At 70.9% G+C, this 9,764-nt stretch carries 10 protein-coding genes and 1 tRNA gene; 2 read left to right on the forward strand and 9 right to left on the reverse strand.

Features of this window, described 5'->3' with window-relative positions; all coding sequences use genetic code 11:
• Positions 1 to 136: 136 nt before the first annotated feature.
• Positions 137 to 2,509: a hypothetical protein gene (locus tag ACZ58X_RS25755; RefSeq protein WP_470335954.1), complete on the reverse strand. Its 2,373-nt coding sequence runs from the start codon at positions 2,507 to 2,509 to the stop codon at positions 137 to 139.
• 416 nt (positions 2,510 to 2,925) lie between these two features.
• Between ACZ58X_RS25755 and ACZ58X_RS25760 the strand changes: the two genes are divergently transcribed.
• Positions 2,926 to 3,813 (forward strand): tyrosine-protein phosphatase, encoded by an 888-nt coding sequence (locus ACZ58X_RS25760; RefSeq protein WP_470335955.1) that lies wholly within the window; start codon positions 2,926 to 2,928, stop codon positions 3,811 to 3,813.
• A gap of 24 nt (positions 3,814 to 3,837) precedes the next feature.
• Here ACZ58X_RS25760 and ACZ58X_RS25765 read toward each other — a convergent pair whose 3' ends face one another.
• The 8 genes from ACZ58X_RS25765 to ACZ58X_RS25800 all read right to left on the reverse strand — a co-directional run bounded on the left by ACZ58X_RS25765 (position 3,838) and on the right by ACZ58X_RS25800 (position 8,831).
• Positions 3,838 to 4,773 (reverse strand): RNA polymerase sigma factor SigF, encoded by a 936-nt coding sequence (locus ACZ58X_RS25765; protein WP_470335956.1) that lies wholly within the window; start codon positions 4,771 to 4,773, stop codon positions 3,838 to 3,840.
• A 145-nt stretch (positions 4,774 to 4,918) separates the two neighbouring features.
• Positions 4,919 to 5,764, reverse strand: a complete 846-nt coding sequence (locus ACZ58X_RS25770; RefSeq protein WP_470335957.1) for an RNA polymerase sigma factor SigF — start codon at positions 5,762 to 5,764, stop codon at positions 4,919 to 4,921.
• A 270-nt stretch (positions 5,765 to 6,034) separates the two neighbouring features.
• The gene (locus ACZ58X_RS25775) at positions 6,035 to 6,328 is read right to left on the reverse strand and encodes a Dabb family protein (protein ID WP_470335958.1); all 294 of its coding nucleotides are present in this window, start codon (positions 6,326 to 6,328) and stop codon (positions 6,035 to 6,037) included.
• Positions 6,329 to 6,340: 12 nt separating this feature from the next.
• Complete coding sequence (locus tag ACZ58X_RS25780) at positions 6,341 to 6,505, reverse strand: hypothetical protein (protein WP_188304848.1); 165 nt, start codon at positions 6,503 to 6,505, stop codon at positions 6,341 to 6,343.
• A gap of 538 nt (positions 6,506 to 7,043) precedes the next feature.
• A tRNA-Ser gene (locus ACZ58X_RS25785) sits at positions 7,044 to 7,130 on the reverse strand.
• A 69-nt stretch (positions 7,131 to 7,199) separates the two neighbouring features.
• Positions 7,200 to 7,727 carry a tRNA adenosine(34) deaminase TadA gene (tadA, locus tag ACZ58X_RS25790; RefSeq protein ID WP_470335959.1) on the reverse strand — a complete coding sequence of 176 codons (528 nt, stop codon included), beginning with the start codon at positions 7,725 to 7,727 and terminating at the stop codon, positions 7,200 to 7,202.
• A 50-nt stretch (positions 7,728 to 7,777) separates the two neighbouring features.
• A complete protein-coding gene (locus tag ACZ58X_RS25795) occupies positions 7,778 to 8,335 on the reverse strand; it encodes a tRNA adenosine deaminase-associated protein (RefSeq protein ID WP_470335960.1) in 558 nt (185 codons plus the stop codon).
• Positions 8,336 to 8,594: 259 nt separating this feature from the next.
• Positions 8,595 to 8,831, reverse strand: a complete 237-nt coding sequence (locus ACZ58X_RS25800; protein WP_360227214.1) for a hypothetical protein — start codon at positions 8,829 to 8,831, stop codon at positions 8,595 to 8,597.
• A 162-nt stretch (positions 8,832 to 8,993) separates the two neighbouring features.
• Between ACZ58X_RS25800 and upp the strand changes: the two genes are divergently transcribed.
• Positions 8,994 to 9,629: a uracil phosphoribosyltransferase gene (gene upp, locus ACZ58X_RS25805; RefSeq protein WP_380408944.1), complete on the forward strand. Its 636-nt coding sequence runs from the start codon at positions 8,994 to 8,996 to the stop codon at positions 9,627 to 9,629.
• Positions 9,630 to 9,764: the final 135 nt, after the last annotated feature.

Below are 9,764 nucleotides of genomic sequence, written 5' to 3' on the forward strand. Positions count from 1 at the left end.
TTCCTGGGTGGGGACACCCTCTTTCTTCCCCTCCTTTTTTTTTTTTTTTTTTTTTTCTGTTTGGGGGGGGGGGGGGGGAACCTGGGGGGGTCCTCCCCCGCCCCCCCCCCCCCCCCCCCCCACGGGGTGCTACGGATTACCGGTTGCCGGAGCGTCCGGTGGTGGTGGTGCCGTGCGAGGCCGTCCCCCCAGAGGCCTTGCCGGAGCCGTTCTGGCCGTTGCCGGCCGGGGCACCGTTGCCCTGGGTCTTCGCGCCCGGGACGACGTCCTTGCCGGGCACCGTGGTGCCGCTGCCGGGGACGAGGGACTGGGCGGGCTTGCGGGTGACGTCACCCGGGCCGGCCGGGACGGGCGTGGCGACGCCCTGCGGCACGACCTTCTTGTCCGCCGGCGCCGGTGCCGGGACGGACTTGGCGGCCACGTTCGGGGCGACGGCGGCCGGGGCGGCCGGCGCACTGCCGGACGGCAGCTGCAGGGTGATGCCGCTCTGCAGGGCGCCCGGGGACACCCAGCCAGAGAGCGTACCGGCGTAGGCCGAACCGAAGGCGGCCGTTCCGATGGCCATCTTCTGAGCAGTTCCGGTCGGCATGGTGGCCTGGACCTGAACACCGGCGGGTGCGTTGACCGTGACGGTGTTGCCGATCTTGTAGGCGGTGACCTGGCCGGCGGCGACCGCCTTGTCCCAGGCCGCGCGCTTCTGGAACTCCTGGCCGATCTCGCGCTCCCCGAGGTTCACGATCGGGGCGTTGTCGGCGAACAGCGAGCGGTAGGTGCCGAGGATCTTCTCCAGCACCGGGTACAGGATGCGGTCCTCGGAGAGGTTCGACTGGTGCACGAAGTGCGGGCGCGGGTCGTTGCTCAGCACGTGGCCGAGGTCGATCCGGGCCTCCAGCGGCACGATGTACGACTGGTAGCCGGTGGCGGTGTCCAGCGGCGCGGGCAGGCAGGTGGAGTTGGCGTTGTTCTCGCACACGCCGCTGCCGCCGTTGGCCTTGCTGGTGTAGATCCAGTTGTACTCGTCGGCCTCCTCCTTCGCCGAACCGGCGTTGTAGAAGACGTTCATCGGGTACCGCGGCACGGTCAGCGTGGACGAGCCGACGGCCCGCTGGGCGGGCTCGCGGGAGGCGTCGCTGCCGGTGAACTTGATGCCGTTGGCGGCCAGCGCCGGCGCCAGGTTCGGGTTGTCGCTGGTCTCCTGCGGGGCGGTGAGCAGACCGGAGTGCTCACCGGTGACGAGCACCTGCGGGTCGACCTTGAGGCCGTTGGCCGTGGCCCAGTCGAAGTTCTGCTTGATCTGGGTGGAGATGGTGTTCTGGTCGGTCCAGACGGTGTTGCCGGACGCGTCCTTGGTGCACTTCCACGGGACCACCGAGACGTCCTGCACGCAGCCCAGGTAGGGGTGGGTGTAGGTGTGGTTGACCCAGCGGTAGCTGGTCTGGTCGGTGATCATCTGGGTGGCGGTCGGGTCCACCGTGGTCTGGTGGTCGGACTTCCAGTCCTCGCTGCCGCCGCCGTTGAACACCATGTCCAGGGTGAAGTTGTTGGCGGTCTGCCACTGCTTGAGGTACTGCGCGTCGGCGGGGGTCATCCGGATCGGGTTGGCGGTGTCCGGGGTGCCGGGCGGGCAGGTGACGTCGCCGGGGGTGCACTTGAGCACGGTGTCCCAGCGGTCGTCGGCGAGGAACACGTCGTCGACGTGGGTGGCGAAGTAGTTGCGGTCGTAGCCGAGGTGGACGCCCTGGGTGATCCAGTCGACCATGCCGCGGGCCAGCAGCCGGTACTGCTGCTGGTACTGGTTGTAGACGAAGGTGACGACCAGTTCCTTGCGGCCGTCGTGGGTGTACTCACCGACCAGCGAACCGCGGCTGGTCGAGTCGGGTATCCCCGCGTCGACCAGCGGGACGAAGGAGGCGCCGGACGGCAGGTTGGCGAGCGGGGTCGCCAGGTAGCCGTAGCTCTCGCTGACCTTCGGGTCGTTGTCCTCGAACGGCACGCTGCCCTTGAGGTACCCGAACGGGCCCGAAGTTCCGGCCGTGGTGGTGGCGGCCTGGATTCCGTCGAGGGTCCCGACGAATCCCGGATTCTGGGCGTAGTTCAGGCCGACGGCCGGGCTGGCCCAGGTGTAGGCGTCGATCTGCCGGACGTTGAAAGCCGCTTCGTAGGTGGCGATCGCGGCCATCTCGGCGGCGCTGTTCGGGAAGGGGTTTTCGTTGGGCAGCACGATGCCCTGGTACTTGCCCCAGGGCAGCCCGTTCACCGTGTCGCTCAGGAAAGCGGCGTTGATGACGGGGCGGTTGGTGTCATTGAGGCTGACGACCTTGTAGGGCGTCCCCTGGCTCTTGAGCTCGGCGGTGATCGCCGCGACCGACGGGCCCCCGTCGTCGATGACCAGGATGGTGAGGTCGATCCTGGGCGGCGTGGTGTCGCCGTGGGCCAGGGTGGTCTGCAGGCCGCTGGCCAGCAGAACTGCCGCTGCGCAAGCGGCGACTCTTCGGGTCGCTCGACCCATGTCTGATCCTCCCCTTGGGTCAGGCGCCGCGCTGCTTCGGCGCTCGCCTGCCCGTGTAGCTGTTCGCGGGCAGCAGGCTGCCCGGCGCCCATCCTGGTCGAGGGTCGGCAGTCCGGGGGACCAATTGGGCGATAGTGCAGCGAACCTGTTACCAACGTTCATGGTGAAGCCATGGAGGCGCTGATTGTGACCGTAACCGGACCGCTCGCGCAAATAATGAATTGAAAATGAAAAACCGGAAGCCGACTGCTACAGCTGGTTACCGACTGTGCGCCTCGCACGGCTCCGTGGGGCACCTACACTGTCGTCGTTGCGCATGACACTCTTGCACATCCTGCCGCTCCAATGGGCAGGTTCATGCAATATCCGGCACCGCTGTGCCATGTGACAGTCCGAATATGCAATGGAGGCCGCGGGTGGCCGATCGTCAGATCGCGTCCGAGCGAATCGGGGGCGTACGGAATACGCTCCGGGAGTCCGCCGGAACCATCCTGGTCGGCCGCAGTCTCGGGCTGCGGGGTGCGGTCAACGCCCGCGATCTGGGTGGGTACCGGACGGCCGACGGAGGGGTGCTGCGGGCCGGCGTGGTCCTGCGCAGCGATGGCCTGAACCGCATCACCGCCGAGGACCTCGACCCGCTGGGCGCGCTCGGCCTGCGCGCGGTGGTCGACCTGCGCAGCGCCGACGAGGTCCGCGAGGCCGGCCGGGACGTCCTGCCGGGCGGCGTGACCGCACACCATCTCCCTTTGCAGGCAACGGACTTCGACATCCACGCGACCCTGCGCGGCGCCCTGGCGGAGCGCAGCCCGGACCGGCAGAGCGCCGTGCTCGGCGAAGGCCGGGCGGCCGCCATGATGACCGGTCTCTACCGCTGGTTCGTCACCGACCGGGAGGCCCGCGAGACCTTCGCCGCCCTGCTGCGGCTGCTGGCCGCCCCGGACGGCGTGCCGCTGCTGTTCCACTGCTCGGCGGGCAAGGACCGCACCGGCTGGGCGGCGGCGCTGCTGCTGACCGCGCTGGGCGTGGACCGCGAGACCGTGCTCGCCGACTACCTGCTCACCAACGAGCGGGTCGCGGCCGTGGTCGAACTGGTGCTGGCGGACTTCGCCGGTCGCGGCCTGATGCGCGAGCCCGAGCTCCTGCTGCCGGTCTTCCGGGCCGAGCGCGACTACCTGGACGCGGCCTTCGCGGAGGTCGAGTCCGGCTGGGGCGACTTCGCCGCGTTCTGGCGCGCGGGGCTCGGACTGGACGACCGGGTGCTGGCCGGGCTGCGCGCCAACCTGCTGGACGGCGACGGGAGTTGACCCCGCCGCCGGCAGCGGTGGCGGTCAGCCCTCGTTGATCAGCCCCGCGCGGAGCTGGGTCAGCGTCCGGGTGAGCAGTCGGGAGACGTGCATCTGGGAGATCCCGATCTCCTCGCCGATCTGCGACTGGGTGAGGTTGCCGAAGAACCGCAGCATGATGATCCGGCGCTCGCGCGGCGGCAGCTTGGCCAGCAGCGGCTTGAGCGACTCCCGGTACTCCACGCCCTCCAGCGCGAGGTCCTCGTAGCCGAGCCGCTCGGCCAGCGGCCCCTCGCTGTCCTCCTCGCCGGGGCTGGAGTCCAACGAGGAGGCGGTGTAGGCGTTGCCCACCGCGAGGCCCTCGACCACGTCCTCCTCACTGACCCCGAGGCAGACGGCCAGTTCGGCGACGGTGGGGGAGCGGTCCAGTCGCTGGGACAGTTCGTCCCCGGCCTTGGTGAGCGCCAGTCGCAGCTCCTGGAGCCGTCGCGGCACCCGGACCGACCAGCTGGTGTCCCGGAAGAAGCGCTTGATCTCGCCGACCACGGTGGGCATCGCGAAGGTGGGGAACTCCACCCCGCGTTCCGGGTCGAAGCGGTCGATCGCCTTGATCAGGCCGATGGTGCCGACCTGGACGATGTCCTCCATCGGCTCGTTGCGGCTGCGGAAGCGCGCCGAGGCGTACCGGACCAGCGGCAGGTTGAGCTCGATCAGGGTGTCGCGGACGTAGGTGTGCTCCGCGCTACCGGGCTCCAGCGCGGCCAGCCGCAGGAAGAGCGAGCGGGAGAGCGTCCGGGTGTCCAGCCCGGAGCCGGGCGGTGCCGCGGTGGCGGCTCCGGCGCCGGGCGCTCCGGCTCCGGGTGCTCCGGGGCCGGGCCTCGCGAGGGACGTGGCCCGCTGGAGCGGGATCCGGTCCCCGGTGACCGCCGTACCCTCGGCCTGACCAGCGTGGATCTCCGCAGTGCCCAGCTCTCCGGACATGCGCCCACCCCCTCGTGACTGACAGTTGAACGGGGGCCGTCGCACGGAGGTTCCCGGCGGGGGCCCAACCCCCTGCATACCGGAACACGGTGCACGGCAAACCCGAACGTCGCAAGATGTCACGCCGGGGTAACGCGCTGCAATCTCACTCTTCCCAGGAGTTGCCGGTCCGAAGCCTGGTCAGGATCCGCGAGAGCAGCCGGGAGACGTGCATCTGCGACATCCCCAGCTCGGTGCTGATCTGCGACTGGGTGAGGTTGGCGAAGAACCGCAGCATCACGATCCGCCGCTCCCGTTCGGGCAGTTGGACCAGCAGGTGGCGGACCATGTCGCGGTGCTCGACCTCGGCCAGGGCGGAGTCCTCGTAGCCGAGCCGGTCCAGCAGGGCGAGTCCGCCCTCGTGCTCCTGGGCGGCCTCCAGCGAGGCGGCGTTGTAGGCGCGCCCGGCGTCCAGGCAGGCCCGGACGTCCTCCTCGGGGATCCGCAGGCTGGCGGCGATCTCGGGCACCTTGGGGGTCCGCCCGTGCAGCACCGTCAGCTCCTCCATGGCGCCGCTGACCTGGACCCAGAGCTCCTGGAGCCGGCGCGGGACGTGCATGGTGCGGACGTTGTCCCGGAAGTAGCGCTTGATCTCGCCCAGGATGGTCGGCAGCGCGTAGGTGGGGAACTGGACGCCCCGGGTCGGGTCGAAGCGGTCGATCGCGTTGATCAGGCCGATGGTGCCGACCTGGACGACGTCCTCCATCGGCTCGCTGCGGCTGCGGAAGCGGGTGGCGGCGTAGCGGACCAGGGGGATGTTCACCTCGATCAGGGCGGCCCGGACCCGTTCCCGCTCGGGGGCGTCGGGGGGCAGCTCGGTGAGCCGCTCGAACAGCACCCGGGTGAGCGTCCGGACGTCCACGGCGGGGCGACCGCCGGGGCCGCGCAGCCCGTCCGGGCGCAGCTCGCCGGCCGGACTGATGATTGCGGCCAACACCTCGTCCACGGACACGTCCCCCCTCCCAAAGTCGACAACGGTGGGCCCTGCGGATCGGGTGTCGCGGCTGGTTCGGTACCTCGCCATGTCCGGCAAAACCGGTCATAGCATCACAAGGTGGGCGCAGGTCGGGCAAGCACCCGGTGGAGGTGTGTTGGTGGGGTGCGCAGCCGGTGGCCACCCGGTCGGCGAGGCGCCGCAAGGGTTGTTCCGGGGCAGACGGAGACGCCCCGCCCGGGAGCCGGGCGGGGCGGGCGCGGGCCGTCCGGGGGACGGCGGCGGGGGTCAGACCTCGATGTCGGCGATCACCCAGGTCGCGAACGCGCGCCACTGGCCGGCTGCGGCCTGGTGCGCGGGGTGGGTCAGGTACGCCTGGAGGGCCGTGCGGTCCTCGACCAGGCTGTTGATCGCGTAGTCGTACGCGATGTCGCGCTCGGTGGTGTTCCAGCCGCACTCCCACTCGCGCAGCTCGGGGATCAGCGCGCCGAGCTCCTCGAACGCCTTGGCGGCGGCGAGCACGCGCTGCTCGTCCTTGGCGACGCCTTCGTCGAGCTTGAACAGGACCAGGTGGCGGATCACGATTGCCGCTCCTTACTTGATCAGACCGGTCATGAAGGTGCCGACCGCCTTGGCCGCGTTCGAGATGCCCTCGAAACCCAGCTGGACGAGTTCGGCGGACCGGGCCGGTGAGGTGATGATCGAGTAGAGCACGAAGATGAGCAGGAGGGCCATGCCGATCTTCTTAGCCTGCGCCATCGTGACCTTCCTCCCTGCCGTGGGCCGCCGTCATCCGGTCCCCGAGCGGCCCTGCAGGGCAGCTTATCCACCGGACGGGCTATCAAGTGTGCGACGCGTTCGCCCGGCGGGACGAAGGTCCCCGCGAGTGGGGCCTTTCTCCGGGTGCCCGGCCCGGGGCCGGGCGGCAGGATGGATGACGTGCCGAGGATCTGGCAGGAATCCCCGGCACGTGGATCCGGAGCCCCCGCTGTGGGACCGGTGGTCGCGGCTTTCCCCCCACGCGGCGCCGGTTGTGGGACTCCGCCGGGGGAGCGGTCAGTCCCCCCGAGCCGCTCCCCCTCCAAGGCTCCGTACGAGCCGGGCCATGGTGGTCATGGGCCCGGAGTACGGAGCCTTTTCCGCGTCCGGGAGCCTTCCCCGCGTCAGGGGGCGCTCCGCCGCCGTCCGGAGTGCGCGAACGGTCCCGAGTACGCAAACGGCCCGGAGCGCGCAACGGTCCGGAGTACGCAAACGCCGAAGGCCCGTCCGTGATCGGACGGGCCTTCGGGCTTTCGAGCGGTAGCGGTGGGATTCGAACCCACGGTGGAGTTGCCCCCACACACGCTTTCGAGGCGTGCTCCTTTGGCCGCTCGGACACGCTACCGAGGGGAACTCTACCGGACGGGTGGCGCGGTCACGAAATCCGTATCGGGCGGGGCCGGGGCCGGGCGGCTCAGCGGTGGGTGTCGAAGAAGGCGCGCAGCTGCTCGCCGCACTCCTCGGCGAGCACGCCCCAGATCACCTCGGGCCGGTGGTTGAGCCGGCGGTCGCGCATCACGTCGAAGAGCGAGCCGGCCGCGCCGGCCTTCTCGTCGAGGGCGCCGTAGACCACCCGGTCGATCCGGGACAGCACGATGGCGCCGGCGCACATCGTGCAGGGCTCCAGGGTGACCACCAGGGTGCAGCCGCTCAGCCGCCACTCCCCGATCCGTTCGGCGGCCTGCCGGATCGCGACCACCTCGGCGTGCGCGGTCGGGTCGCCGACCGCCTCGCGCTCGTTGTGGCCGCGTCCGATCACCTCGCCGTCCGGGCCCAGGACGAGCGCCCCGACCGGGACGTCCCCGGTGGCCGGCGCCAGGGCGGCCTCGGCGATGGCGAGGCGCATCGGCGCCGCCCAGCGGTCGCGGACCGGGTCGGGGCGGACGGGGGCGGGCAGCGGGGGGACGTACGGGACGGTCAGCGGGGTGGATGCGGGCTGCATGGCATCCAGTGTCGGGCATCCGGTGGCGGACACCGGTGCGACCGGTGCCGCTACCGGACCGCTTCCAGGACCTCGCCGCAGCCCAGGGCCTCGGCGATCTCCTCCAGGGCGTCGCCCGGCACGGCGCCCTCGCCGCTGAGGGCGAGCAGTTCGTCGGAGGCCAGGCCGAACTCGGTCAGCAGGTGGGCGTCGCCGAGCGGGCCGACCGGGACGCCGCCGTGGGCGTCCGCGTCCTCGTCGTCCTGCTCCTCGGTCTCCGCTTCCTCGTCCAGCAGGTGGTCCAGGTCGCCGAACTCGCTCTCGCCGGCCTGGTCGACCAGCTCGTCGGTGAGGACGGAGCCGTAGGAGCTGCGGGCGGCGGCGGCTCCGTCGGACACGAAGATCCGCGGGTCGTCCTCACCGTCCACCCGGACGATCGCGAACCAGGAGTCCTCCTGTTCGATGAAGATCAGGACGCTGTCGTCGTCCTGCGCGGAGTCGCGGGCCAGATCGGCCAGATCGGCCAGGGTTTCGACGTCGTCGAGCTCCGTCTCGCTCACGTCCCACCCGTCCTCGGAGCGAGCAAGCACTGCAGCGAAGTACGCCACCAGGGACACTCCCAAGATCATCGGTCTCGGCTGTCGGCGCGCTCGGGCGACGCGAAAATCTGGCCGCCCCCGCGCCAGAGGCGGTCCGCTTGTTCGGACCGTCCCCTCGGAATCGTGACAGAAAGCCCGCCCTCGCGGGGGGTGTTCGGCAGCGCGTCTTTGCAGGTCGTGTCGGAAGGGCCGAGCGGTGTGGGGCGGAACCGGGGCGGGGCCGTCCGAAGCCGGTCGAATGTCGGTCCGACCGCCCGGCGGGCCGCGGCGGGGTCGGTGGCGGGGCCGGTCAGATCCGGAAGGTTCGCATCCGCATCGCTTCCCGCATCCGCCGTTCCTTGGTCCGCCGGGGCTGGACCCGCTCCCTCAGCTCGCGGGCCTCGGCGAGCTCGCGCAGGAAGACGGCCCGCCGCTTGCGGCGCTCCGACTCGGTCTCCGGAGGCTCCTGCGGCGGGCCGGCGCGGAGGGCCGGCCCGTCGACGGGCTCGTCGGCCGAGCCGTCCCCGGCCCTCGGGTTGCTCGTCATAAGACGTGACATTCCCAGAACGGCCGGGTTGATACCACAGGAGCCGGTTCCGTCCGGACATTCCTGGCACGTCACGGCGTGTCACCGGAGCGTGACAGCCGCCGGTCGGCGGCCTGGCACGGCGTGTCGTACAGGCGTCCAGGACCGGGCTAACCTCGGTACATGCGTCTCCACGTCGTCGACCACCCCCTGGTCGCCCACAAGCTCTCCACCCTGCGCGACGAGCGCACCGACTCGCCGACCTTCCGTCGCCTGACCGACGAGCTGGTGACCCTCCTCGCCTACGAGGCCACCCGGGACGTCCGCACCGACGAGGTGGAGATCACCACGCCCGTGGCGGTCACCCTCGGCACCCGGCTCAGCTACCCGCGTCCCCTGGTCGTGCCGATCCTGCGGGCCGGCCTCGGCATGCTGGACGGGATGACCCGCCTGCTGCCGACCGCCGAGGTGGGCTTCCTCGGCATGGTGCGCAACGAGGAGACCCTGGAGGCCTCCACGTACGCCACCCGGATGCCCGACGACCTCTCCGGCCGCCAGGTCTACGTGCTCGACCCGATGCTGGCCACCGGCGGCACCCTGGTCGCCGCGATCAGGATGCTGATCGAGCGCGGTGCCACCGACGTCACCGCCGTGGTGCTGCTGGCCGCGCCGGAGGGCGTCGCGGTGATGGAGCGCGAGCTGGCCGGCCTGCCGGTCACCGTGGTCACCGCCGCCGTGGACGAGCGGCTGAACGAGAACGGCTACATCGTCCCCGGCCTGGGCGACGCGGGCGACCGGCTGTACGGCACGGCCGGCTGAGCGCCCCCCCTCCGAACATCCGAGAGCCCCCCGGCACTGCGGGCGGTTTCTAGGGGTCGTTGCAACACGTGGTCGGTTGTCTAGGCCGCGATGAGTTTATGCAGGCGCTCGGCTGGGGTTTCCCAGCCGAGCGTT

This window comes from Kitasatospora sp. NPDC040550, from assembly GCF_055594965.1.

Bases quoted from the DNA above. Each gene is read 5' to 3' on its own strand.
- ACZ58X_RS25755 (WP_470335954.1), bottom strand. From the start codon at position 2,509: ATGGGTCGAGCGACCCGAAGAGTCGCCGCTTGCGCAGCGGCAGTTCTG.
- ACZ58X_RS25765 (WP_470335956.1), bottom strand. From the start codon at position 4,773: ATGTCCGGAGAGCTGGGCACTGCGGAGATCCACGCTGGTCAGGCCGAG.
- ACZ58X_RS25780 (WP_188304848.1), bottom strand. From the start codon at position 6,505: ATGGCGCAGGCTAAGAAGATCGGCATGGCCCTCCTGCTCATCTTCGTG.
- tadA (WP_470335959.1), bottom strand. From the start codon at position 7,727: ATGCAGCCCGCATCCACCCCGCTGACCGTCCCGTACGTCCCCCCGCTG.
- ACZ58X_RS25795 (WP_470335960.1), bottom strand. From the start codon at position 8,335: ATGATCTTGGGAGTGTCCCTGGTGGCGTACTTCGCTGCAGTGCTTGCT.
- ACZ58X_RS25800 (WP_360227214.1), bottom strand. From the start codon at position 8,831: ATGACGAGCAACCCGAGGGCCGGGGACGGCTCGGCCGACGAGCCCGTC.
- upp (WP_380408944.1), top strand. From the start codon at position 8,994: ATGCGTCTCCACGTCGTCGACCACCCCCTGGTCGCCCACAAGCTCTCC.